The sequence below is a fragment of the Flavobacterium sp. GSA192 genome (assembly GCF_006386525.1).
In the GTDB taxonomy this organism is placed as follows: Bacteria; Bacteroidota; Bacteroidia; order Flavobacteriales; family Flavobacteriaceae; genus Flavobacterium; species Flavobacterium commune.
Genome location: NZ_VAHC01000007.1, coordinates 33,934 through 59,688, shown reverse-complemented (window position 1 = coordinate 59,688; position 25,755 = coordinate 33,934). Strand labels below are relative to the sequence as shown.

Annotated in this window: 18 protein-coding genes; 9 read left to right on the top strand and 9 right to left on the bottom strand. The window is 33.9% G+C overall.

The genetic code is table 11. The annotated features are described in order from the left end of the window. Positions 1-453 precede the first annotated feature (453 nt). Positions 454-1,032 carry a non-canonical purine NTP diphosphatase gene (locus tag FDM27_RS14245; protein ID WP_071183691.1) on the bottom strand — a complete coding sequence of 193 codons (579 nt, stop codon included), beginning with the start codon at positions 1,030-1,032 and terminating at the stop codon, positions 454-456. A gap of 200 nt (positions 1,033-1,232) precedes the next feature. On the opposite strand from FDM27_RS14245, the gene FDM27_RS14240 reads away from it, so the two are divergent. Further along, positions 1,233-1,673: a lipocalin family protein gene (locus FDM27_RS14240; protein WP_140487486.1), complete on the top strand. Its 441-nt coding sequence runs from the start codon at positions 1,233-1,235 to the stop codon at positions 1,671-1,673. A gap of 302 nt (positions 1,674-1,975) precedes the next feature. Here FDM27_RS14240 and FDM27_RS14235 read toward each other — a convergent pair whose 3' ends face one another. The 5 genes from FDM27_RS14235 to FDM27_RS14215 form a co-directional block, all read right to left on the bottom strand. Then, entirely contained in the window at positions 1,976-3,484 is a 1,509-nt protein-coding gene (locus FDM27_RS14235; RefSeq protein ID WP_140487484.1) for an FMN-binding glutamate synthase family protein, read from the bottom strand. A 56-nt stretch (positions 3,485-3,540) separates the two neighbouring features. Further along, positions 3,541-4,341, bottom strand: a complete 801-nt coding sequence (locus tag FDM27_RS14230) for an NYN domain-containing protein (protein ID WP_140487482.1) — start codon at positions 4,339-4,341, stop codon at positions 3,541-3,543. Between the two features lie 106 nt (positions 4,342-4,447). After that, the gene (locus FDM27_RS14225) at positions 4,448-4,774 is read right to left on the bottom strand and encodes a DUF2200 domain-containing protein (RefSeq protein WP_410503849.1); all 327 of its coding nucleotides are present in this window, start codon (positions 4,772-4,774) and stop codon (positions 4,448-4,450) included. A 401-nt stretch (positions 4,775-5,175) separates the two neighbouring features. Continuing rightward, on the bottom strand, positions 5,176-5,481 hold the full coding sequence (locus FDM27_RS14220; RefSeq protein WP_140487478.1) for a DNA-directed RNA polymerase subunit alpha C-terminal domain-containing protein: 306 nt from the start codon (positions 5,479-5,481) through the stop codon (positions 5,176-5,178). Between the two features lie 25 nt (positions 5,482-5,506). Beyond that, positions 5,507-6,355: a hypothetical protein gene (locus tag FDM27_RS14215; RefSeq protein ID WP_140487476.1), complete on the bottom strand. Its 849-nt coding sequence runs from the start codon at positions 6,353-6,355 to the stop codon at positions 5,507-5,509. Between the two features lie 392 nt (positions 6,356-6,747). Here FDM27_RS14215 and FDM27_RS14210 point away from each other — a divergent pair, with 392 nt between their 5' ends. Continuing rightward, positions 6,748-8,016: an aminotransferase class I/II-fold pyridoxal phosphate-dependent enzyme gene (locus FDM27_RS14210; protein WP_071186091.1), complete on the top strand. Its 1,269-nt coding sequence runs from the start codon at positions 6,748-6,750 to the stop codon at positions 8,014-8,016. Positions 8,017-8,185: 169 nt separating this feature from the next. Here the strand turns inward: FDM27_RS14210 and FDM27_RS14205 are convergent, their stop codons facing one another. Next, positions 8,186-9,304 carry a GTP cyclohydrolase gene (locus tag FDM27_RS14205; protein ID WP_140487474.1) on the bottom strand — a complete coding sequence of 373 codons (1,119 nt, stop codon included), beginning with the start codon at positions 9,302-9,304 and terminating at the stop codon, positions 8,186-8,188. A 14-nt stretch (positions 9,305-9,318) separates the two neighbouring features. After that, complete coding sequence (locus FDM27_RS14200) at positions 9,319-10,272, bottom strand: transporter (RefSeq protein ID WP_071183681.1); 954 nt, start codon at positions 10,270-10,272, stop codon at positions 9,319-9,321. Between the two features lie 131 nt (positions 10,273-10,403). On the opposite strand from FDM27_RS14200, the gene FDM27_RS14195 reads away from it, so the two are divergent. The 5 genes from FDM27_RS14195 to FDM27_RS14175 all read left to right on the top strand — a co-directional run bounded on the left by FDM27_RS14195 (position 10,404) and on the right by FDM27_RS14175 (position 16,397). Continuing rightward, positions 10,404-10,682: a DUF4834 family protein gene (locus tag FDM27_RS14195; protein WP_071186089.1), complete on the top strand. Its 279-nt coding sequence runs from the start codon at positions 10,404-10,406 to the stop codon at positions 10,680-10,682. A 45-nt stretch (positions 10,683-10,727) separates the two neighbouring features. Next, positions 10,728-13,160, top strand: a complete 2,433-nt coding sequence (locus FDM27_RS14190) for a YfhO family protein (RefSeq protein WP_140487471.1) — start codon at positions 10,728-10,730, stop codon at positions 13,158-13,160. A 45-nt stretch (positions 13,161-13,205) separates the two neighbouring features. Further along, on the top strand, positions 13,206-14,492 hold the full coding sequence (locus FDM27_RS14185) for a glycosyltransferase family 4 protein (protein WP_140487468.1): 1,287 nt from the start codon (positions 13,206-13,208) through the stop codon (positions 14,490-14,492). A gap of 8 nt (positions 14,493-14,500) precedes the next feature. After that, a complete protein-coding gene (locus tag FDM27_RS14180; RefSeq protein WP_071183678.1) occupies positions 14,501-15,970 on the top strand; it encodes a lipopolysaccharide biosynthesis protein in 1,470 nt (489 codons plus the stop codon). Between the two features lie 133 nt (positions 15,971-16,103). Next, positions 16,104-16,397, top strand: a complete 294-nt coding sequence (locus tag FDM27_RS14175; protein ID WP_071183677.1) for a hypothetical protein — start codon at positions 16,104-16,106, stop codon at positions 16,395-16,397. A gap of 275 nt (positions 16,398-16,672) precedes the next feature. Here the strand turns inward: FDM27_RS14175 and uvrA are convergent, their stop codons facing one another. Further along, on the bottom strand, positions 16,673-19,459 hold the full coding sequence (gene uvrA / locus FDM27_RS14170) for an excinuclease ABC subunit UvrA (protein ID WP_140487466.1): 2,787 nt from the start codon (positions 19,457-19,459) through the stop codon (positions 16,673-16,675). A 197-nt stretch (positions 19,460-19,656) separates the two neighbouring features. Between uvrA and FDM27_RS14165 the strand changes: the two genes are divergently transcribed. After that, complete coding sequence (locus FDM27_RS14165) at positions 19,657-22,458, top strand: triple tyrosine motif-containing protein (RefSeq protein WP_317133614.1); 2,802 nt, start codon at positions 19,657-19,659, stop codon at positions 22,456-22,458. A gap of 244 nt (positions 22,459-22,702) precedes the next feature. Further along, positions 22,703-25,750: a SusC/RagA family TonB-linked outer membrane protein gene (locus FDM27_RS14160; RefSeq protein ID WP_140487464.1), complete on the top strand. Its 3,048-nt coding sequence runs from the start codon at positions 22,703-22,705 to the stop codon at positions 25,748-25,750. The last annotated feature ends 5 nt before the right edge of the window (positions 25,751-25,755 follow it).

Genomic DNA, 25,755 nt, shown 5'->3' with positions numbered 1-25,755 from the left:
GGGTCTTTGTAATAAAAACGAATAAAAATGTTGGATTTCAAACAATTATTTTAGTGCACTTAAAAAAGATAATAATGAGGTGTTTTTTTCCTCCTGAGATGATTTGGTGATGGATTTTCGGTTTTTTTTTGGATTCGAAAACTAAAATTTGGAATTGGTAAGATTGATTTTTAACAAGAGATATTAAACAATAAAGACCTTCTTGTTTGTTGCTTAAAAAAAGTGAATGTTAATTATTGGTTAATGTGTTGTTTTTTAAATTGTTAAAAGATATTTTTTTGTATCTTTACTACGTGGTTTCGATTAATTACTTGAAAGTATTAATCTTCTACGTGAGATAAATATTTCAATAGTCAGCTATGCTGGTATATGTATAAGTTGATAATGATAAATCAAAACCACAAAGTGGGGGCTTTAATAGCCCCCTTTTTTTATAGTCAAATTTAAGATTGATTACTTTATTTCGTTTAAATATGAAATCAGCAATTGAGTTGCTTTTCCTCTGTGGCTAATTTGGTTTTTGGTTTCCAATGATAAATCGGCAAAGGTTTCCTGAAATCCTTCGGGCTGAAAAATGGGATCATAACCAAATCCCTGATTTCCTGATTTCTCAGTAGTAATTTTTCCTTTGGCAATTCCTGTAAACAGTTGCTGTGTTCCGTTAAGATTTAAAGCAATAACGGTTTTGAATTGTGCTGTTCGATTATTTTGCCCAACTAAATTTTTTAATAATAAATCCATATTGTCTTCGGCATTACGCTGTTCTCCGGCATATCGTGCCGAATACACACCAGGTTCTCCGTTTAAAGCTTCTACTTCAAGACCAGTATCATCGGCAAAACAGTCGTAACCGTATTTTTCAGTTACATAATTAGCTTTAAGCACGGCATTGCCTTCAATGGTATCGGAAGTTTCGGGAATTTCTTCATGGCAACCAATTGTTTCCAGACTTAAAATTTCAATTGAATCGGGAAGTAGTTGTTGGATTTCTTTGATTTTATTTTTGTTATTTGAAGCGAATACTAATTTCATAGTTGTTTTTATTGATAATTTTATGCAAATGTAGTTATTTTTTATAGCTGTAATAGGAAGATTGATAAGGATTGAATGGAGAAAAAAAGATGATGAATTTTGTTGTTTTTATTGTGTATTTAATTGTATGTTAGTTGTTTGTGTCGTAAATTAGATGGTGTTTTTTTTAAGGTGAATTGTTTAATTTAAAACAAAAGATTATGAGAAAAGTAACTACTTTAATGGTGATAGTTTTAGTTTTTGTCACGGCTCTTCTTTTTTCTTGCAATGATGATGATAATCCAAATCCAGCTACTGCTTCGATTGAAGGAAAATGGAATTTCAATAAAATATCCGAAGAAATTAATGGTGTGAAATACCCGGAAGAAAATTATGATAATAGTACTGGTTGTCCAAAAGATTTTGTAGAGTTAAAATCAGGGGGAATTTATGTTGAGGGATTTTACAGCGAAATAGATTGTGACTTAGACGAGTATGTTGGGGAATGGTCAAAAGATGGAGCTATTGTGACTATCGTAACAGAGGAAGGAGCTACTTCTTATGAAATAGTAAGCATAACTGCTTCTACTTTAAAAGTAAAATTTTCAGAAACTATTGATGGAGATAAGTATGTTTACAGAATATCTTTTACCAAAGTTTAGTTTTAGGTGATTTAATGTCTTTTATAACTGTAGCTGAATAGCATTGTTGAAAAGAATTAATGCAACAGTAATAGTTTGTAATGTGTTGTTTTTAAGTTAATTATGTATTAAATTTTCACTAGAGCTATTGCTTTTTTAGTTAATAGTTGTATCTTTATACTGTGGTTTTGATTCATTATGTGTGTATGTTAATTTGGGTAGAAAATGAAAGCACAATCAGCAGCAGAATTTAGTTAATTATAAGTTGAGAGATAGTAAATCAAAACCAATTTTGGAGGGCTTTAATAGCCCTCCTTTTTTTTTTAATGCTTGGTCACATTGCTTAAATTGTCCGGAAAATACAAATCGGATAAATGGGTAAATTCATTGCCACGCATAAATAGCGATACATCTACTTCAGTGTAATTTGTTTTTCCTGCTGCAGCCAGCAATTCGTTGGCGGCATGAAGGGTGTTTTTGTGAAAATGATACACTCTTTCAAATTTATCCTCAATTACTAAACCTTTTTCCAGCATTCGGTCCTGAGTTGCTATTCCTACCGGGCATTTGTTAGTGTTGCAGCGCAAAGCCTGAATGCAACCCAATGAAAACATAAATCCACGGGCACTATTACATAAATCAGCTCCCAAGGCAATGGCTTTCAAAATGGCATGACCTGAAATGATTTTTCCACTACAAATAATACGTATTTTATCGCGAATGTTTAATCGGATGAGCGTTTTGTTTACAAAGATTAGAGCGGGTTCTAAAGGCATACCTACACCGTCTGAAAATTCTAAAGGAGCTGCACCTGTACCACCTTCGGCACCATCGACGGTTATAAAATCGGGATAGCAATTTTGTTCCATCATTTCCTGACAAATGGCTTCAAATTCTGAAGTTTGACCAATGCAGAGTTTGAATCCAATGGGTTTTCCGTTGGATAAATTCCGAAGGCGGGCAACAAATTCGATTAAGCCCTTGGGTGAGTCAAAAGCGGTATGGCAGGGTGGCGAAAGGATTTCAGTATGTGGTTTTACACCTCTAATTTCAGCAATTTCTTCGGTGTTTTTAGCTGCGGGTAATACGCCTCCGTGTCCCGGTTTGGCTCCCTGAGACAGTTTTATTTCAATCATTTTTACAAAAGGATGATTGGCTTTTTTGGCAAATTTTTCAGCATCAAAATTTCCTTCCTCATTGCGGCAACCAAAATAACCGGTACCAATTTGCCAGGTGACATCACCTCCTTGTAAATGGTATTGGGTCAGTCCGCCTTCACCGGTATTGTGATAGAAATTTCCTTTTTGCGCCCCTTTGTTCAAAGCAACAATGGCATTTTCGCTTAAAGAGCCAAAACTCATTGCCGAAATATTAAATAATGAAGCCGAATAGGGTTGTGTGCAATCAGCACCACCAATGCTTACACGAGGTAATTCATGGTTTACTTTTGCCGGAAAAATAGAATGTTTTAAACCTTCGTAAGAAGAAGTGTTAATGTCCAGTTGGGTTCCAAAAGGTGTAGTGTCGCTAATGTTTTTAGCACGGCGATAGGCTAGCGAACGTTCGTTTCTGGAAAAAGGTTTTCCGTCGGTAGTTCTTTCAATGAAATATTGCTGGATTTCAGGAGCTATTTCTTCAAACATATATCTGAAATATCCTAAAACCGGAAAATTTCTAAGAATGCTGTGTTTGTGTTGCATACTATTGAAAATCCCAATGATTAACAGAATGAAAATAGAAATAGCGATTAAAAGACTGGTTTTGAATAGAAAATGCGCAGCAAGACTTAGGATAAAAAGTCCTGTACCAATGATAAAAAATTCTTTTCTCATGATAAAAAAATTGAAATACTTAAAATCAGAAGTGTAAAACTTGTGTTAGGATGTGTTTAACTGAATAATAAACGAACATATACGTGTTTGATTCCTTTTTTGTCCGAATCTCTTTCGTCGATTTCCAGAATGTCGGTCAATGATTTGAGCATCGGAGTGAGTTTTGGAAAGCCATAGTTTCGTGGGTCAAATTCCGGTTTTTTCTTCACAATCAGATTTCCTACATCGCCCAGGAATGCCCAGCCAGCGTCGTCAGCCAAGTCTTCAATGGTGGATTCTATTAATTCGATAGTGGGTTCGTCAATTTTGTTGAGCGGTTTTTGAGTTGGTTTCTCTGTTACTTTTACTGTTGTCGTTTTTTCAACCGGTTTTTTGGTCTCAATTACTGTTTTGGTTGCTTTTTTCTTGATAGCACCGTCTAAAACTTCGAGGAAAATAAATCGGTCGCAGGCACTAATAAACGGTTTAGGTGTTTTTTGTTCACCAATTCCAATGACTTTCATACCTGATTCTCTCAATCGAATAGCCAGACGAGTAAAATCGCTATCGCTGGAAACAATACAAAAACCGTCTAGTTTTCCGGAATATAATAAGTCCATCGCATCGATAATCAACGCAGAATCAGAAGAATTTTTGCCGGTAGTATAGCTGTATTGTTGGATGGGTGTAATGGCATGTTCCAGTAAAACCGCTTTCCAGCCATTGGCATTGGGTTTAGTCCAGTCGGCATAGATACGTTTGGTGGTGGGAGTTCCGTATTTAGTAATTTCTTCCATCATGCCTTTTACATTGCTGTATGGAACATTGTCGGCATCAATTAATACGGCTAATTTAAGTTCTTTAGTGTTTTGTGGCATGACATTTATTTTGAGTGCTAAAGATAGTAATTCTTTATTCTGAAAATGTCCTGCACTGTCTTTTAAAGTTTTGTTAATGCCAGCTTTTGAATGAGCGTTTTGATTTTTATTTCCTCAAAATTTTATCCATTGCCTTTCCTTTAGCTAATTCGTCAATCAATTTATCTAAGTAACGAATTTGCTGCATCAGTGGGTTTTCGATTTCCTCGACACGATAACCGCAAATAACGCCAGTGATTTTAGCAACATTTGGGTTAATTTGTGGTGCCTGAGTAAAGAAAGTCTCAAAGTCGGTTTTGTTGTCCAGTATGTGTTGTAAATTTTGCTCGTTATAGCCTGTGAGCCAAAATATAATTTCATCTACTTCCTGTTTAGTACGTGTTTTTTTCTCCGCTTTAGCAATGTAATGCGGATAAACTGACGCAAAGGGCATTTTGAAGACTTTGTGGTTGTTCATTATTTTTTCCTTTTTTTAGAAAATTTGACAACTTTTTGAAGGTTGTCAAATTTAGATTTTTAATGGCACGCAGATTTTGTAGTTTTTTTAATGGATTATCTGAAATTCCTTGTAGTTTATTAATACTGAATTAACCACCCCGCCCTCCGGGCACCCCTCCAAAGGAGGGGAAGGTGTGTGGTTTTCCCTCCTTTGGAGGGGTGTCTGAAAGACGGGGTGGTTTTTCTGTGTTTTTTGAGAAAATTTGATAGGTTTTTGAAAATTGAATATTTAGTTAAAATTGCACCCAGTTTTTCCAGATCTTTTATCTGCTATAATTTGCTATATCTGCGTGAGATAAAAATACTCATAAGTTTATATGAATATTGTATTTCGTATTATTCATATTCTTTTTTAAAAGCTAAATTTTCTTTTTCTAATGCCGACAGTAGTTTAGGAATGGAACTTTTGCCAAAACCATGAAGTGCTAAAAGTTCTTTTTCGCTATACTCTGCTAATTTTTCTAAAGTGGTAATTTCTTTATTTTCTAATACTCTTCTGGCAGGAGCCGATAACAAAGATAAAAAACCTTGGAGAGGTTTTCTTTCTGATTCACAAACAGGACAAACCGGACAGTCGCTACTCTTGTAGTATTGATGGTCTTTTTCGCAGCTTCGTAAAGTTTGTTTTGGGGTTTGTTTCATTGTTATGACGCTCGCGCGAGCTGGGTTAGAAGGGTAAATCATCTTCTTCTTTTTCATTTGATTTATCCGTAATTCTTATACTCATTATAAATTGTTTCCAAAAAGATTCTCCTTTAGGTGTGAATTTATAATATAACCTATTGTTCTCTTCATCACGAACTTCTTTAATAATTTCAAAATGTCTATATTTTTCGATAACCAAATCATCAATGTTATTTGGTAATGAGCTTCTTCGGCTTATACCAGTTCCAATTTCTCTGAAAAATCTATATATATCTGAATTTTTGAATTCTAAAAATTGATTTTGTAAATTAACTTTTTCATTCTCACTTAAATCAGAATCATTATTGGTTTTTATAAAATCTCTTAAGCGAGCTTGGTCATTTTTTATTTGATTTAATTCAATATTTTGGATGTTGATTATTTCATCTTTTTCAGTTAGTTGATTATTGAGAATTTCGATTTTTTTATTTAAATCTGCTTTATCTCTGTAAGATGCTTTTATATTTTCTAATTCACTTTCTTCAAAAGCTATTTTTTGTTTGTTCTTGATATCTGAAATATTTAAGTCTAGAACATTGTCTTTTCTACCAATAATTGCTTTCGAAGATAATTTATCAAATCCCCATAAAATATATGGGAACAAAACAATGTAAAAGATTGAAAATATTAATGGAAACCAAAAATTATTATTTATTGAGCCATAACATTCTGTGATAAAATCAATTTTATTTTCAATAGAATTTTTTGAAAATAGAATGTAAAATAAAGGCTTCCAGTTAAAAATTAACCAAGAGAAAACAAATGATCCTAATAATGGATTTTTTAATCTATCTTTTGTAGAATCTAATATAGAGCTTATAATTTCTTTCATTTTTTTGTTTTCTGAGGTAAAATATTGGTCAACTCATCTATAGGCTAATAAAACTTTTTATATCTGCCTAAAATTGTATAGAATGATGAATGTTTGTTTCGTTTTATGTTTTTCAAATATATTTATTTTTTCTTACAAAGAATAGGTGTTTTTTTTATAATCAGTCGTTTTGGAAATGAATCTTTCTCTAATAGCCCCGATGGAAGCGGCATCCTCTTGTGGCTCGTTTCTTTAACGAGGCATAAGAGATATAGCGGACAGCGGGTGAAAAAGTTAATGAATGCACTGGCGTAAATAGCTCCTAAAAATAAATTCAGCTTAAAAGCCGCTAATAAAATTTAAATAATTATTTTTGCAAACTGTTAAAATTAATGTTATTACATCACGATAGTATGGTAAAAGATTTATTCGAAAGAATTCAGAGCAATAAAGGACCGTTAGGAAAATGGGCTTCGCAAGCAGAAGGATATTTTGTATTTCCAAAATTAGAGGGAGAACTAGGACCTAGAATGAAGTTTGCTGGAAAAGATATTTTGAACTGGAGTTTGAATGACTATTTAGGTTTAGCGAATCATCCTGAAGTACGTCAGGCTGATACTGATGCTGCAATTCAGTTTGGTGCTGCCTACCCAATGGGTGCTCGTATGATGAGTGGGCATACTACTTATCACGAACAATTAGAAAAAGAATTGGCTGAATTTGTAATGAAAGAATCAGCTTATTTATTGAATTTTGGTTATCAGGGAATGGTGTCTATTATAGATGCTTTGGTTACTAAGAATGATATTATTGTGTATGATGTAGATTCGCACGCTTGCATTATTGACGGGGTTCGTTTGCACATGGGTAAGCGTTTTACGTATAAGCACAATGATTTAGAGAGCATGGAGAAAAACCTGCAACGTGCTACTAAAATGGCTAAAGAAACCGGAGGAGGAATTTTATTTATTACCGAAGGTGTTTTTGGAATGCGTGGGCAACAAGGAAAGTTGAAAGAAATTGTTGCGATGAAAGAGAAATACAATTTCCGTTTGTTAGTTGATGATGCGCACGGTTTTGGTACACTTGGAAAAACAGGTGCCGGAGCAGGTGAGGAGCAAGGTTGTCAGGACGGAATTGATGTTTATTTCTCGACTTTTGCAAAATCGATGGCTAACATTGGAGCTTTTGTAGCTGCTGATAAAGATGTTATTGATTATTTAAAATACAACTTACGTTCACAAATGTTTGCTAAGGCGTTGCCAATGATTCAAACTATTGGTTCTTTGAAACGTTTGGAGTTATTGCGTAAGTCTTCTGAGATTAAAGATAAACTTTGGGTGAATGTTAATGCATTGCAAAATGGTTTAAAAGAAAAAGGATTCAACATTGGGGATACTAATACTTGTATTACTCCTGTGTACCTTGAAGGAAGTATTCCTGAAGCAATGGTGATGGTAAACGACTTGAGAGAGAACTACGGTATTTTCTTGTCTATTGTTGTTTATCCTGTTATTCCAAAAGGAATTATCTTGTTGCGTATGATTCCTACGGCTTCACATACTATTGAAGATATTAATGAAACATTGACTGCTTTTGAAGCTATCCGTGAGAAATTAGTAAACGGAACTTATAAGGCTATTGCTGAGAAGACTACAGTTAATGTTGATGCAGAAGCATAGAAATAGTGTTCAGTGTTCAGTTTTTAGTGAACAGTGAAAATTAGTTTATAACAAAAATCCATTCATCGAGGTGAATGGATTTTTTTTTGTTTGATGTCAGTCTAAGCTTGTCGAAGACTTTTTAGCCTAGTGATGTACTTCGACAAGCTCAGTGTGACAAAATATAATATTAAAGATCTTTTCTGAAAGTTTTTCTACGACAATGTACTTTTGGGTCAAAATGTTTCCAAAGATTGTGAATAGCTACGTTGTCGGCCAGTTCAGGGGTTCTGAAACAGTTTTCGATGCCTTTTGCTCTAAAAGTTTCGTAATATTCGTTAAAAATAACTGCTGTTACTGCCTTGTTTTGGTATTCCGGGTGTACTCCAATTAAGTAGAAAAGTACGTCTTTGCTGTGTTTTTTTGCTTTTAGCAAATAAAACAGTCCAAAAGGAAATAACTTTCCGTTAGCTTTTTGTAAGGCTCTGGAAAAAGAAGGCATTACAATACTGAATGCAATGATATTCTGGTCTTTGTCTTCAACAAATTTGATGTACTCCGGATTAATGAAGCTGATGTATTTCTTTTTAAAATATTCTTTTTGCACGTCGGATATAGCGACAAAGGAAGATAAATTAGCATAAGAAGTATTGAATAAATCAAACATCTTGTCCACATAAGGCATGATTTCCTTAGTCGATTTAAAGTTCAAAGCTTTTAACTGGTAACGCTTTTTAACTAACTCGTTTGCTTTTTGGAAAAACTCAGGTTGCACGTTTGAAAAAGGAAATTTACTTTCGATGTATTCTTTTTCAACCACATAGCCTAGTTGTTCAAAATGATTTGCGTAATACGGATGGTTGTACCAGGTAATCATGGTGCCCAGTTGGTCAAAGCCTTCGGTTAAGACCCCAACTTTGTCCAGATTTGAAAATCCCATTGGACCTTCAACATATTCCAAGTCATTTTTTCGGCCTAATTCATATACTTTTTCCAGTAAAGCTTCGGTTACGTTGATGTCGTTAATAACATCAAACCAGCCAAAACGCACTTTTTTCTTTTGCTGTCCGTTTACTTCTGCCCAATTGATAATAGCGGTAATACGGCCCGCAATTTCGTTGTTTTTGTAGGCGAGGTAAAAATAAGCTTCGGCATTTTCAAAAGCCGGATTTTTAGTTTTGTCAAAAGTTTCTAATTCGTCCGCAATTAATGGCGGAACCCAGAATTCATTGTCTTTGTATAAGGAAAAAGGGAATTTAATATATTCGGTTAGTTCTTTTTTGGTTGTAATTTCTTTTACTGTAATCATTGTATGTGGTTTCTTTATTCTATTGCGTCTTTTCGTTTTTGATCTCTTTTGGCTGCTTTTCGAACTGATCTGGGTTGCGAAGGAGCGTCGTCCAGGTTGATTCGGACTTCTTTGTAATTAGTGTCATATCGCCATGAAAAACCAACGCCTCCATAGAAAATACTTGGCGTGTCTTTTAAATTATGGCTTATGGAAGCGTCTATTTGCATGTTTTTGTTTAGTAAAAAAGCAGCTCCGCCACGCATAACGGCATCGCTGTAAAAATCGCTTTTGTATCCTTGATTTTCTATGAATCCGGACCATTTTCGGCTAATTCCTTTGGTTAAAGTAATGATGTAGCCATAACTGGGATAATCGGTTCCAATGTAATCGGCAATGATATTGGTTACAAAAACCCAGGAACCGTCACCTAAATGATTTTGAGTAATCAACATGGCTTTTGGCGAAATCATCGCATCGGGAGAAAAAGCATAGGGATTGTTTTTCAACGTCAAATTAGCACCTGCAAAAACAGAAACTGCGGGAATTAATTGACGCCAATTAAAAGCATGATTGGCTTTCCAGCTATAAACGTTAATCTTTTTTTCGTAATTTTTATAAGGATCATAAATCAGGTATTTGGCTCCTAAAACCGTTTGTTTTAAGTTTGATTTGGTGTATTGATCAAAACCATTTACAAAATCCTGATTCTGATATTGAAGATCAGCAATTACTTCTAGTTTTTCCATCAAAAATCCGTAGCGTAAAGTAAGGTCGGCTCCATAGCCGTTAGCATCGTATCCCAGCAATCGATGACTTTCCTGAATGCCGTAAATACCGGTTTCTACCTGTATTACCGATTTCCCAACTGCATAAGCCGACATGGTCTCGCCGGGTCTGTTGGAATTAATCTCGTCGGTATGTTGAGCGTAATTGTAATTGGCTAAAAGACTTATAGCTAAGACTAATAAAATTTTAAATTGAGACATGATGTTTGGATTTTAAAAGTAATAGGCTTTCCAAATGTACTATATTTTATTATTTATTTAAGAATGATATTCCAATTTTGTCCCGAAATTTCGGGATGGATTTATTAATTTTGCTAAAAATTATTTTGATTATGCAAGAAGCATCATTTACAGGATTTATAAAAACATTATTTTATATCATCGCTTTCTATTATATTTTTAGATTTTTAGCGAAATTGTTTTTACCGCTGCTGATTAAAAAAGTAGTGGAAAAAGCGGGCGAAAATATGCAGCAACAACAACGTCAGTATCAGGATTTCCAGCAAAATACTAAGGAAGGAGAAACCTCTATTTACAATACTCAAAACGTAAAACAACCTCGGGAGACCAAAAAAGTAGGAGATTATGTGGATTACGAAGAAATAGATTAAATTTGTCGCACACAGAAATTCATATTTTAATAAAATTCCCGAAAATTGAAAATACTTAATAGGTTTTACCCGCACGCTATTGCCATTCTTGGTTTTGTATTAGTTTCACTAATTTATTTTTACCCGGTACTTCAAAGAAAACAAATTTTTCAATCGGATATTGCCCAATATACGGGTATGGCGAAGGAACAAAATGATTTTAGAGCTGCCGAGAAAGTAGAGCCTTACTGGACAAATTCTGCTTTTGGGGGGATGCCAACTTATCAATTGGGTGCTAAATATCCTTATGACTTTATAGGGGCAATCGATGATGTATTGCGTTTTTTACCGCGTCCGGCAGATTATTTATTTCTATACTTTTTAGGGTTTTATGGATTGTTGTTGGTCTTAAAAACCGATCCTTTAAAAGCTTTTTTTGGAGCCATTGCCTTTGGTTTCTCTACTTATCTAATCATTATTTTAGGTGTTGGTCACAATGCCAAAGCTCATGCCATCGCTTATATGCCATTGGTAATAGCCGGTTTTATATTGGTTTATAGAAAAAAATATGTTGTTGGAGGATTGCTTACAATGATAGCTACGGCTTTAGAAATTAATGCCAATCACTTTCAGATGACCTATTATTTGTTGATTTTTCTGTTGATTCTTTCGGCATATTTTACTTTTAATTTTATAAAAGAAAAAGAATATAAATCGTTTTTTACGGCAATTGGAGTTTTAGCTGTTGCAGGAATTTTAGCTATTGGTGCCAATGCTACTAATTTATTGGCTACAGCCGAATATGCTGATTTTAGTACCCGTGGAAAAAGCGAGCTGACTTTTAACCCCGATGGATCGAAGAATACCGACACCAGTGCGATGACCCGTGATTATATTACGGAGTATAGTTACGGAGTTATGGAAAGTTTCAATTTGATTGCACCAAGACTTTTCGGAGGTTCTAATAGTGAAAGTTTAGGAACCGATAGCAGTATGTATGATTTTATGATTAGTCAGGGTGTTCCTGCTGGTCAGGCAGCTGATTTTGTTAGCGGGATGCCAACCTATTGGGGAGATCAGCCTATTGTAGCTGCTCCGGCTTATATAGGTGTGGTGGTTTTCTTTTTAGGAATTCTGGCTTTGATTATAGACGAAAGAAAAATAAAATATGTGTTTCTTTCGGGAGCAGTGGTAGCTTTGTTGCTTTCCTGGGGGAAGAATTTCCCGGCTTTAACGGATTTCTTTATTGATTATGTACCAATGTACAATAAGTTTAGAGCGGTTTCGTCTATTCAGGTCATTTTAGAATTATGCTTTCCTGTCCTTGCCGTTATGGGATTACAATCTTTTTTTAAGGCCGATAAAAAAGAACAATGGCAAGCTTTGTGGCAGTCAACAGCTATTGTGATTGGAACAATCGTGATTTTGTTTCTTTCCAAAGGGATGTTTAGTTTCTCAGGAGCCAGTGATAGTTATTTTACCGAAAGTTATGGGCCTAGTTTTGTTGATGCGCTTAAAAACGACAGAAAGACTTTGTTTAGTGCCGATTTATTGCGCTCCGCCTTTCTGATTATTTTGACAGCCGGCGTTTTGTGGATGCTTATTAAAAACAAAATTGCTCAAAATACCGCCATCATTCTGGTTGGTTTATTTATGGTTTCCGATTTGTTTTTTGTTGATAAAAAGTATGTTTCGGCTAAGGATTTTGTGAGTAAAAGAGAGGTTGAGGTGCCTTTTCAGGAAACTCCAGCCGATGCTCAAATATTAAAAGATTCTTCACATTACCGTGTTTTTGAAGTAAATGGAAACTTCTCCAGCGCCAGAGCATCCTATTTTCATAAATCTATTGGAGGTTATCATGCAGCTAAACCACGCAGAGTACAACAATTATTTGATTATCAAATTGCTAAAAATAATTTGGAGATTTTAAATATGTTGAACGTAAAATATGTGATTCAAACCGATAAAGAAGGAAAAGAATTTCCGGTTTATAATCCTGATGCCAACGGAAATGCCTGGTTTGTTAGTGATGTTAAATTAGTAAATAATGCCAATGCTGAAATGAAAGCATTGGAACATTTGAATACAAAAAAAGTGGCTGTTTTTAATATGCAGTTGCATAGAGATAAATTTAAAAACGCCCGTTTAAAACGCAATATGGATACCACAGGGAAAATTCAGTTGCGAGTGTACAAGCCTAATTATATTAAATACCTGTCAGAAAGTAAGGATGGAGGTTTAGCTGTTTTTTCTGAAATTTATTATCCAAATGGGTGGAATGCTTATGTTGACGGTGAAAAAACAGATCATTTTCCTGTGAATTATGTTTTAAGAGGGATGATGCTTCCTAAAGGAGTTCATACGGTAGAATTCAAATTTGAACCCGAAGTAATTAAAACAGGAAGTACCATTACACTGATAAGTGGAGTAGGTATGCTGTTGTTGTTAATAGGAGGAGTTTATTTTGAAAGGAAAAAAGGATCAAAGATTGTTGGTTAACGATTTTTGATTTGAATTAGTAAATTAAACTTAATTCCTTAAAACTTGGAATCAAAAAAAATTTTAATAATTACCTATTATTGGCCGCCGGCAGGAGGTCCTGGTGTACAACGCTGGTTGAAATTTGTAAAATATTTACCGGATTTTGGCGTACAGCCTATTGTATATATTCCTGAAAATCCCACTTATCCTATTGTTGATGAAAATTTAATAAATGAGGTTTCGGATAAGGCTATAATTTTAAAGCAAAAAATATTCGAACCTTATCAATTGGCTTCTTTTTTATCGAAGAATAAAACCAAGAAGATGAATTCGGGAATTATTCCCAACCAAAAGAAACAATCGTTTTTAGACAAGGTTTTTTTATGGATTCGAGGGAATTTATTTATCCCTGATGCCCGTTTTTTTTGGGTAAAACCTTCCGTATCTTATTTAGAAAAATACATCATTGAAAATAATATTGGTACCATTGTTACTTCGGGACCGCCGCATAGTTTGCATTTAATCGGACTGGAATTAAAACAGAAATTAAATCTAAAATGGTTCGCTGATTTTAGAGATCCCTGGACTACTATTGGTTATCATAAATCCTTACGATTATCAGCTTATGCGGCTCAAAAACACAAAGAATTAGAATCACAAGTTTTAAATACTGCCGATACAATTATTGTAACCAGTAAAACTACAAAAACCGAATTTGAAGCCTTGACCCCAAAACCTATTGCGGTAATTACAAATGGTTTTGATATAGAAAAAGTAGAGAAACAAACATTAGATACTAAATTTTCTCTGGCGCACATTGGTTCATTTCTTTCGGCAAGAAATCCCAAATTATTGTGGGAATCGTTGGTGGAATTAATAGCTGAAATTCCTGATTTTAAAACTCATTTGGAAATCAAATTAATTGGAGCAGTAAGTCAGGAAGTTTTAGAGACAATCAGCCAATTTGGTTTGAACGACTATTTGAATAATCTGGGATATGTTTCGCATGAAGAAGCGATAGCACATCAACGAAAGTCACAAGTTTTATTATTGATAGAGATTGATTCAGAAGAGACCAAGAGTATTATTCCGGGAAAATTATTCGAATATATGGTTTCTAATCGCCCAATTATCGCTATAGGCCCTAATGGTTCTGATTTTGCCGAAATTATTACGGATACGAATACGGGAGTATTTTTTGATTATTCTGAAAAAGTAAAGCTAAAAAACTTAATTTTGGGCTTTTATAATCAATACCTGGAAGGAAAATTACAATCTCATGGTGTAGGTTTGCAAAAATATTCAAGAAAAAACTTGACCGAGCAATTGGTACAACTTCTAACCTCTTAATTTTATAAATGGGAATCGTATTAAATCAGTCCTTAAAAAACACCATTATTACCTATATCGGTTTTGCTATTGGAGGAATCAATACCATTTATTTGTATCCTGTTTTTCTTGGAGCAACCTATTATGCTTTGACTAATTATATTTTGTCTTCGGCCAATGTAATTATGCCTTTGTTTGCCATTGGAATGCAGAATACTTTGGTAAAATTCTATTCTCAGTATGAAACTAACGAGGAAAGATCCCGGTTTTTATCTTTTACCGTACTGTTTCCTTTGCTGTTGATTGTTCCCTTATGTTTGATTGGTTTTATCTTTTTTGATGAAATATTGTATTTTTTATCTAAGAAGAATATCATCGTTAAAAATTATATTTGGCTGATTCCTTTTATAGGGATTTGTATGGCTTATTTCGAAATTTTCTATGCCTGGCTGCGGGTTCATATGCACTCGGTTTTTGGAAATTTTATTAAAGAAGTAGCACTCCGATTGGCTTCCTTATTTTTATTAGTTGGCGTTTATTACAATTGGATAACGGTAGAAGGTTTTGTTTATGCTACAGCAGTTGTGTATCTTTTGGCACTTCTGATAACCATGTTTTATGCTTTTAGTATTCAAAAACCTGATTTTCAATTTACCATTCCGGCTAATACTAAAGATATTTTAGTTTATACATTTTACATTATTTTATCGGGTAGCGTTGCTAATTTATTGTTAGATGGTGATAAAATGATATTGAATCAATATATGAATATCGAAAATATAGCCTACTATTCGGTGGCTACTTACATTGCTTTGGTAATTTCGGTTCCCAGTCGTGCCATGCACCAAATTGTGTATCCTATCACAGCCCGATTAATGCACGAAAATAACCATGACGAAATGGATATTTTGTATAAAAAAACATCGATTAATTTACAGGTAGTAGGAGGATTTGTAATGCTGGGTATTTTTGTCAATATTAAAATGCTTTATCAGTTAGTTCCACCTGAATATGCCGGAGGGATATCGGTGGTTTTTATGATTGGTTTGTCTAAGTATTTTGATTTGATTTTGGGGAATAATAATGCCATTATTTTCAATACCAAGTATTATCGAGCCGTATTGTTTTTAGGTGTGCTTTTGGTTGTTCTAACCGTAGGTTTAAATATGGTTTTTATCCCAATTTATGGAATCATGGGGTCAGCATTTGCTACTTTATTGTCAATCACGTTATATAGTTTAGCTAAATTGATGTTTGTTGTAAAACGTTTGCATTTGTATCCGTTTACTAAACAAACACTGTATTCGTTATATCTCACTACGGTTTTGTTTTTAGCGTTCTATTTTTGGGATTTTTCTTTGAGTCCTATTGTCGCTATTATTTTAAAATCCATTTTAGTAACTATAGCTTATGTTTATTTGAATTATAAGTTTGTTATTTCTGTCGAAATCAATCAGGTTATGGATGGTTTGTTGAAAAAGCTTGGTATTGTAAGATAAAATTTTCTTTTTAGTCGTTTTTAGGAGTGTTAATCACTAAAAGTGGGTATTGAAAAAGTTGATTTGTGGTATTAAATTTGTGGCAGCTTTATTGTCGTTGAATAGGCATTAATCTGTTGATAACCCTCAAATCATGGAAAACACTTTAATTATTAAAAATCAGAATTTAAAATTGGCTACAGTTTTAGCCCAAAAGATTAAAAAGGGTTTTGTTGTAGAAGAAGTTAATGATAAATTACCTTTTGTAGTTTTGTCTAAAAAGCCCGATAAAATCAATCATCGTTTGAATTTTTGGATTTCCTGTGCCACTTTCGGATTGTGGTCTATTCCCTGGGCATTCAAATCTTTTGAAGCTAAAAAAGAGAGGAAAATTATAATTGCCATCGATGAAGACGGAAATCCTTTTGAGGATAAATGTTATAGTTAGTTTCGGAACTAAAATAAAAACCGCATGATTTAACCGCAGATTCGCAGATTTATATTTTTAATCTGCGAATCTGCGGTTCTTATTTTAAAGGTGTTCAAAGTTTTTCTTTGAGATATTGAGCGGTAATCGATTTTTTGTTTTCTATAATTTATTCGGGTTGAGGATAAATGTTATAGTTAGTTTCGGAACTAAAATAAAAACCGCATGGATTTAAACGTAGATTCGCAGATTTATATTTTTAATCTGCGAATCTGAGGTTCTTATTTTAAAGGTGTTCAAAGTTTTTCTTTGAGATATTGAGCGGTAATCGATTTTTTGTTTTTTATAATTTCTTCCGGAGTTCCTACTGCTAATAATTGCCCGCCGTTTTCTCCGCCTTCAGGTCCCAAATCAATAATCCAGTCGGCACATTTTATCAGGTCGAGATTGTGTTCTATCACCAATAAAGAATGTCCTTTTTCTATCAAGGCATCAAAAGAAGCTAATAGTTTCTTGATGTCATGAAAGTGCAAACCTGTGGTAGGCTCGTCAAAAACAAATAAAGCCTTGTCTTTAGTAGCTCCTTTTACCAAAAAAGAAGCCAGTTTGATACGTTGTGCTTCTCCTCCGGAAAGGGTTGAAGAAGATTGTCCTAATTGTACATAACCCAAACCAACATCCTGCAAAGGTTTTAGTTTTTGGGTAATCTTGTTTTGTTTGTTTTTTTCGAAAAAAGCTAAGGCATCGTCAATGGTCATTGTTAAAATGTCGTTGATGTTTTTGCCTTCAAAAGCCACTTCGAGTACTTCTTTTTTAAAGCGTTTTCCATTGCAGGTTTCGCATGGCAATTGTACATCGGCCATAAAGACCATTTCGACATTGATGGTTCCTTCGCCACTACAGGTTTCACAACGTCCTCCATCAACATTAAAAGAAAAATGTTTGGCCTGATAGCCTCTTATTTTAGATAGTTTTTCTTTGGCAAATAAATCTCTGATGTCATCATAGGCTTTAATATAAGTCACCGGATTAGAGCGTGAACTTCTACCTATCGGATTTTGATCCACATATTCAATATGTTTTATTTGCGAAAAAGAGCCTGATATTTCGGTAAATTGTCCCGCTTTTTCTCCTGCATTATCCAGTTTCTTCTGCATAGCAGGAAACAGAATTTTCTTGATTAGCGTACTTTTTCCACTTCCGGAAACTCCTGTAATCACGGTAAGTACATCCAAAGGGAAAGTAACATCAATGTTTTGAAGATTATTTTCTCTGGCACCTTTTATTTCGATATGATTTTTAAACGGTCGACGTCTTTTAGGAATCGCAATTTCTAAATCTCCGTTTAAATATTTTGCGGTTAACGAGGTCGATTTTAGTATTTCGTCAAAATTACCCTGAGCCACTAATTCGCCTCCAAAAGTTCCTGCCTCTGGACCAATATCGATAATCATATCGGCGGCTTTCATGATGTCTTCATCATGCTCCACAACAATTACGGTATTTCCTAAATCACGTAGGGACAACAATACTTTGATCAAACGTTCGCTGTCTTTTGGGTGTAAGCCAATACTCGGTTCGTCCAAAATATACATTGATCCTACTAAACTACTACCTAAAGAAGTGGCCAGATTGATACGCTGCGATTCTCCTCCGGAAAGCGTGGCCGAATTTCGATTCAATGTTAAGTAATCCAAACCGACTTCGGTTAAAAAGGATAAACGATTATTAATTTCGACCAAAAGTCTTTTGGCTATTTGTTTTTCGTATTCGTCTAATTCTAAATTTTTAAAGAAATCAACTAAATGTTTAATAGGTAAATCGACTAAATCAGAAACGGTTTTGTTGTTTATTTTAACGTAAGAAGCTTCTACACGCAGGCGTTTTCCCTTGCAGGTTTGACATTTGGTTTTTCCTCGGTAACGCGACAACATTACCCGATTTTGTATCTTGTAATTTTTCTCTTCCAGTTCTTTGAAAAAATCATTCAGACCTTGAAAACAGGAGTTTCCAGTCCAGATTAATTCTTTTTGTTCTTCGGTTAGCTGAAAATAAGGTTTGTGGATAGGAAAGTCAAATTTGTAAGCACTATTGACTAATTGGTCGCGGTACCAACTCATGCTTTCGCCACGCCAAGGGAAAATAGCATTTTCGTAAATCGATAAACTGGTGTTTGGAACTACCAGTTCGGCATCAATTCCTATTATGTTTCCGTAACCTTCACAGCTTGGACAAGCACCATAAGGATTGTTGAAACTGAATAAATGGAGATTTGGTTCTAAAAACGTAATTCCGTCCAGTTCGAAATTATTCGAATAATCAAATCGCTTGTCTGAATTTAATTCCTGCAAATAACAAATTCCTTTTCCTTCATAAAAGGCAGTTTGTACCGCATCAGCAAGACGGTTGTAGAATTCTTCTTCGTCTTTAACTACAATTCGGTCCACAATCAAAGTAACATCTTTATTGTCTAATGAATGTTGGTCAATTTCGTCCAGACGTACCGTTTCATTATTGACTAATATTCGAGAAAAACCTTGTTGGAGCAACACTTTTAATTTGTCTTCCAGTTGTCTTCCTTCTTCCAGGTGAATAGGAGCAAGGAGCAACCATTTGCTGTTAAGTTCCAGATTTTTCACATCGCTAATAACATCCGAAACCGTATTTTTTTTGACTTCACGACCCGAAATAGGAGAAAATGTTCTTCCGATTCGGGCGTACAATAATTTCATGTAATCGTAAATCTCAGTCGAAGTTCCTACGGTAGAACGGGCGTTAGTGGTGTTTACTTTTTGTTCAATGGCAATTGCAGGAGCAATTCCTTTAATATATTCTACTTTTGGTTTGTCTAATCGTCCAAGAAATTGTCTCGCATAGGACGATAAGCTTTCTACATAACGGCGTTGGCCTTCGGCATACAAAGTGTCAAAAGCTAAACTGGATTTTCCTGAACCGGAAAGACCAGTAATTACGACTAATTTATTGCGAGGAATGACAACATCAAGGTTTTTTAAATTGTGTACCTGAGCCCCTTTGATTATTATATTTTTCTTTGGATCTATTTTAGAAAAGTCAACTTGCATGGAAAATATTGGGTTTTTACAAAAGTAATCATTTTATAACTGAGAAACAGAGGTGAACAAATCCTAAATTTAGTTAAAATAAGTGGCTTTTGGATGGAGTTGAGTAAATTAGAATTGTGGAATTATTAAGTATTTATTTTTCAACAACTAATTGGATTTAGTTTTAAATTTACAATAGACCAAAAAAAGACTTAGCCTTGAAAACAAAAATTACTCTCTTATTTTTTATTTTTTCTATTGCCGTTTTCTCACAAGATTTGCCTCCTATTGTGAAATACGTTCCTAGTAGTTATGGGGCAGGAAATCAAAACTGGATGATTTCACAAGATCAAAATCAGTTTGTGTTTTTTGCCAACAATGAAGGACTTTTAGAGTTTAATGGTTCGTATTGGAAATTGTACCCTTCTCCAAATGAAACTATTATCAGGTCAGTAAAAGTAATTGGAGATCGAATTTATACAGGTAGTTATATGGAATTTGGTTTTTGGAAGCGAAAATCAGATGGTTTGTTAGCATATAAGTCTTTAAGTGCTGCCATAAAATCTAAGATTTTAGATGATGAGCAATTTTGGAATATATTAAGTTATGATTATTGGGTTGTTTTTCAGTCTTTGAATCGGATTTATATTTATGATACACAAAATAATAGTTTTAAAATTATTGCGCCCAGTGCTAATATTATTAAAGCTTTTAAAACAAAGAATGCTTTTTATTATCAAACTAATAATGAAGGATTATTTGAAATTGAAGGAGGAAAGAGCAAATTAATTTCAGCTCATCCTGATTTGAAAAAAAATCGGATTGTAAATGTTTTTGAACAAGGAGATGAACTTTTAATTTTAACTCAAGGGGCTGGTTTTTATACTCTTTCAGAGAAAGAATTAAAGAAATTCCCAACCGAAATTGATGTTAATTTTGCCGACGAAAGTGTCTATAGTTGTGAGTCATTGTCTAATGGCGGCTATGTTATAGGAACGGTTTCAAACGGTATTTTTATCATAACCAAGGAAGGAAAAAAGAAATACCATATCTCTCAAAAGAAAGGTTTGAGCAATAATACCGCCTTATCATTGTTTGAGGATAAAGAAAAAAATCTCTGGATTGGTCTTGATAATGGGATTAACTGCATCAATCTCAATTCGCCTATACAGAGTTATGTGGATGATTCCGGGGTTTTAGGTACAGTTTATACTTCGCAATTGTACAATGGAAAATTATATGTAGGAACTAATCAGGGGTTGTTTTACAAGGATTATCAAAGTAACGATGAATTTCAATTTATAAGTGGTACAAAAGGGCAGGTTTGGTCCTTGTATTTGTATGATGGTACCTTGTTTTGCGGACATGATTTAGGAACTTTTGTGGTAACAAATGGAATTGTGAAGAATATTTTTTCCAAATCAGGGACCTGGAATTTTGTTAGAGTTCCCGGAAATAAAAATCTTTTGTTACAAGGGAATTATTATGGTGTTTCGGTTTTAGAGAAAAAAAATAACGAATGGGTTTTTAGAAATAAAATCAGAGGTTTTGATTATTCTTCTAAATATTTTGCCATTACTAAAGGTTTCGAAATCTATGTAAGCCACGAATACAAAGGGGTTTTTAGATTAGAAACCGATGCTAAACTTCAGGAAGTCAGAAGGAATTTTGCCTATAAAAATCCCAAAAAAGGGAAAAATGCCAGTTTGGTTCAGTTTAACAATGTAATTTATTATGCTAATAAAGAGGGGGTTTTTAAATTAAATAATACTACAAAAGAGTTTTATAAAGAGCCGGTTTTGAGTTCTGTTTTTGAAAAAGACGAATATACTTCGGGTAAAATGATTGTAGATAATTCTAATAAAATATGGTTGTTTTCCAAGAATTATATTAGTTATTATGCTTCTAATAAGTTGATTAATAAGCTAAAAAGAAACAGTATTCCTATTCCTGCTTCATTGACAAATTCCATGTTAGGCTATGAGAATATTACTCAATTATCGCCTTCTACTTATTTTTTTGGAACTACGGATGGTTATTATACAATGAATATTAACGAATTGGCTTTCGAAAATTATAAAGTTTCTATTTCAAATATTAGTAGTAATACGCTAAATGGGTCAGTGAAAACTAATCCAATTCTTGAGGAAGGTCGATTTCCACATGATGAAAACAATCTTACTTTTTCATACACCGTAGCTGAGTATAATAAATATATTAATGTGGAATACCAATATATTTTAGAAGGTTTTCAGGATCAATGGAGTGATTGGAATGTAAGGCCCTCAGTTAATTTTAAGAATTTACCATCAGGGGATTATGTTTTTAAAGTGAAGGCAAAATTGGCTAATTCGAATCTGGAAAATACAGTAACTTATCGTTTTACGATTTTAAAACCCTGGTATGCTACTAATTTGGCTATTGTTATTTATATTCTTTTAGGATTTTTATCCATTCGATTAATTCATAAAGAATACAATAAATATTATCAACGTCAGAAAGAAAAACTGATTGAAGAAAATAATTTGTTGTTAGAGATAAAAGAGTTGGAAAATGAACAACAATTAATGCGTTTAAAAAATGAACAATTATCTCATGATGTGGATGAAATCAATAAAGAGCTTGCTGCTTCTGCTATGAGTTTGCATAGTAAAAATGAATTATTAGCCTTTATCCAGAAAGATTTAAAAAACAATGAAGAAAGTGATAGCCGAAGTATTAAAACCGTAATTTCTACTATCAATAAGAATATTACAGGAAAAGATTCCTGGAGTGTTTTTCAGGAAGCTTTTAATAAAACAGATAAGGATTTCCTGAAAAAAATGAAAGAGGCACACCCTTCCTTAACTGCAAATGATTTGCGATTATGTGCTTACTTAAGACTCAATTTGTCTTCAAAAGAAATAGCTCCATTGTTAAATATATCGGTACGAAGCGTTGAGATAAAAAGATACCGTTTGCGTAAAAAAATGGATTTATCACATGAACAAGGCTTGGTTGAGTATATTTTGACTGTATAGCTGACCTTTACAAAGACAGTAAAAACTATACATTACCACAACATTTGCTAAATATTGTGGTTTTTTTATGTTTTTTAATAAAAAATTAAGGATTCATTATTTCTTGTGTTTTCTTGTTTTTGTTGAATTATTGATAAATAAAAGTGTTTTTATTTTTATTGTATGTTTTTTGTAGGGGTTATTTTTAATTAATTAGCGTTTTAAGATTATAATTTTATAATTCACAATAAAAAACACAAACTATATGAAATCAAATTATCTATTAATTGTTTTTCTAATGTTTTCAACTTTGGTTTTTTCTCAAAGTTATGACATAGGTGGAACTGTAAAAGAAAAAAGTTCTGGTTTACCAATACCAGGGGTTAATGTTCAAGTTAAGAACAGCACTAGTGGTACCTCCACTGATTTTGATGGGAATTTTACTTTAAAGGGACTTCCACCGGGTTCCGTTGTTGTCTTTTCTTTTATAGGGTATAAAACTTTTGAATATTCCGTAACAGGAACTAACACTAATATGAGTATTACTCTATTAGAAGATTCAAAAGTGTTAGATGAAGTGGTTGTAATTGGTTATGGAAGCCAAAAAAAGAAAGAAGTTACCGGAGCAGTTTCTACTGTGGATAGTAAAACTTTAGAAGTATTAAAACCTGTAAGAATAGAACAAGCTTTACAAGGAACTGTTTCAGGGGTTAATGTTACTACTCAATCAGGATCTCCTGGTGCAGCATTGGATATCAGAATTCGTGGTATTGCTACTAATGGTGATGCCAAACCATTAACTATAATAGATGGTTATATTGGAGAATTGGGATTATTGAATCCTAATGATGTTGAAACCATCACTGTTTTAAAAGACGCACAGGCTGCCATTTATGGTTCTGCTGCTGCAAATGGTGTAATCTTGGTAACCACTAAAATGGGTAAAAAGAATTCTAAAGGTAAAATAGTATATAATACCTATGCTGGTTTTCAAGAAACTTCACGCACTTTACCAATATTAAATGCTACGGAATATGCTTTGTTGCTTAATGAAAGATATGCTAATAGTGGAAATGTAATACCATATACAAATGTTAGCGGATTTGGTAAAGGAACAAATTGGCAGGACAAAACGCTAAGTAAAGGGGTGCCTATCATTAGTCACGATTTGACTTTTTCAGGAGGATCTGACAAGATTACGTATTCTGTTAGTGGCTCACACTTAGATCAAGAAGGAATTGTAGGTGAATCAAAATCCGGATTTTTAAGAAATACAGCAAGGGTTTCTCTTGGTGCAGATGTTACTGAGAAGCTAAAGTTAAAAACAAATGTGATTTATACCTATTTTAACAGAAGAACCTTGCCTGAGAATAGCAATGCTTCCGTACTATTAAATGCAGTTAATGCGCCATCTAATCTTAATCCTTACGATTCATCAGGTAATTTTACGGTGTTTCCGGGAGGCTCCTTAGGAAATGAAATGATTAACCCTTTGGCTCAAATTGCTAATAGTTATAATGATTATAACTTTAAGCAAATAAATGGAAATTTTGGGTTGGATTATAAGTTCACTCCTGCTTTTGTATTAAGCAGTACCATTGGATTTAAAACGGCAAATAGTGAGTCTAAAAGCTTTTCTCCGATATTAGATTACGGTAGTGGTAAAGTGTTTAATACCACACGTAGCTCCGTCTCTCAAAATGCGGTTAACGACAACAACTATTCTTTTGATTTATTTGCTACTTATACTAAAACCATAGCTGAAAACCACAAATTGGTTGGTGTAGTTGGTAATACTATTTTTAAAGAATATGGTAACGGTTTATTTGCAACAGGTTATGATGTGCCTAATAATTCATGGGATTTTGCCGATATTAGCTTGGCTAACGGTGCTCCTCCTGCAGGAACAGTGCCTGTAAGTTCTTATGTATATGACGAAAGAAGGTTGTCTTATTTTGGAAGATTACAATACGATTATAAAGGAAAATATCTTTTGTCTGCCATGTTAAGACGAGATGCTTCAACCAAATTTGGTCCGGGAAATAAAGTAGGTTATTTTCCTTCGGTAACGGCTGGTTGGGTAATTTCTGACGAAGGATTTTTTGGTGAATCATCAATTATAAATTTCTTAAAATTAAGAGGAAGTTATGGTATAGTAGGAAATGATGCTATTCCTAATAATGGCTACATTTCTCAGCTTACGGGTGAAGCAACCTATGTTTTTGATGGTACTTTAATAAATGGTCGCGCTAGTGGTCAAATTCCGAATCCGAATCTTAAATGGGAAGAAGCTAAGAAATTTGATGTTGGAGTAGATATGAATTTGTTTGACAATAAAATAAATATAGTTGTTGATTATTTTATTGATACCAGAGCTGATTTATTAATCCCTGGCATTCCAGTTTCAGGCATATCAGGAGGGCAATCACCCGGAGCTTCAAATCCTACGATTAATGCTGGAACAGTTAGAAATGAAGGTATTGAATTTGCTGTAAATTATAGCAATAGATTTTCAGATGATTTTAATATGAGTTTAGGTTACAATGTTACTATGCTACGCAACAATGTAACTTATATGGGGACACCATTTATTGCCGGTGGCTCCTTTGGAATTGGTCAACAAGCGCCTTCAAGAATGCAGGTAGGTCATTCCATAGGGTATTTTTATGGTTTGAAAACAAATGGTATTTTTCAAAATCAACAAGAAGTTAATGATGCCCCATCTCAGGTTGAGCTTGGAGTAGCGGCATCTCCGGGAGATATTAGATATGTTGATGTTAATGGAGATGGCAAAATCAGTTTTGATGACAGAACAGATATTGGAGATCCAATCCCTACAGCAACAATGGGTTTCAATGTGCAGTTTAATTATAAAGCACTTGATTTTTCGATGTACACCTTTGCTTCTTTAGGCAATAATATGGTTCGTAATTACGAGAGTGTTGCACCAGATGCCAATCGTTTAAATTATGTTTTAGGCAGATGGACTGGAGAAGGAACTAGTAATAGCGTTCCCAGAGTCACAACAGCAGCTACAACTAATAATTTGTTTTCTGATTATTTTGTTGAAGATGCGTCCTATGTAAGAATCCAAAATATCCAATTGGGATACTCTTTAAATCCAAATACAATAGAAAAAGTTGGACTAAGTAAGTTACGCCTATATGCTGGGGTTAATAATCTTTACACTTTTACAAAATACAAAGGATTTGACCCGGGTGCTTCTAATGGTGCTCCTATAGGAGGTGGGATCGATTATGGTTTCTATCCTATTCCAAGAACGTATATGTTAGGTTTAAACATTAATTTTTAATTTAT